Genomic DNA, 671 nt, shown 5'->3' with positions numbered 1-671 from the left:
GCATAAATGACCCAAAACAGCGAAGTCTTCAAGAACGCGTTACCAGAGTCTTGCTCCAATGCCATGGAACCTACCTGCCAGGCACCTTCCAGGTCCTCACGCGATTTGTGATCCCGAATATCATCAAAAATGCTCATGACGGTACCGCCAGAGCTTTCTCCAGTTGTTGCACGATACCTTCTGTGGACGCTTTCAAGACCCGTATGGAGGTGACCATTCCGTCTTTGTTAGCATCAACTTGGATTTCAATGCCTTCGTTATCAACTGCGAGCGTCAACTGCACCCGGTAACTGGCCTCCGTTCCCTCAATTATCACGAAGCTATTCGCAGCTAATAGCTCCAGAAGTGTCTCGACAGCTTCAGCCAAGTTTTCGCTCTGCGGCTTGAAAGGCTTCATCAGGAGCTTTCTAATGGTTTTCTGTTCAATATTATTGCCGTTTATAAAAACCACGTTGGTAACGGCAAATTTTTTGTCGTAATACAGTCTGACTCGAATGTTTGTAGCGGCTGTTCGGTTAGAGAATGTGATGACCACCTGATAGCTATGCTCACGCCAGTCGCTAAGGCTCCAGTCTGAATCGGCAAGCCTTTCGCTTAGCTCAAGAAAAAGCGGGCGCAATGCCATGTCGCTGAAACTCGACGGCATAGCCATCGAGGCTTCCTGTACTGGG

1 pseudogene is annotated in these 671 nt (G+C 48.6%); it reads right to left on the bottom strand.

From position 1 onward, the window contains the following. Positions 1-133 precede the first annotated feature (133 nt). Positions 134-671: pseudogene (locus tag AC1DRJ_RS31250) on the bottom strand (NERD domain-containing protein); the annotation flags it as partial.

Source organism: Pseudomonas sp. P5_B2 (genome assembly GCF_056400445.1).
The sequence above is the reverse complement of the archived record's forward strand: the minus strand, read 5'-3'. Positions and strand labels throughout refer to the sequence as shown.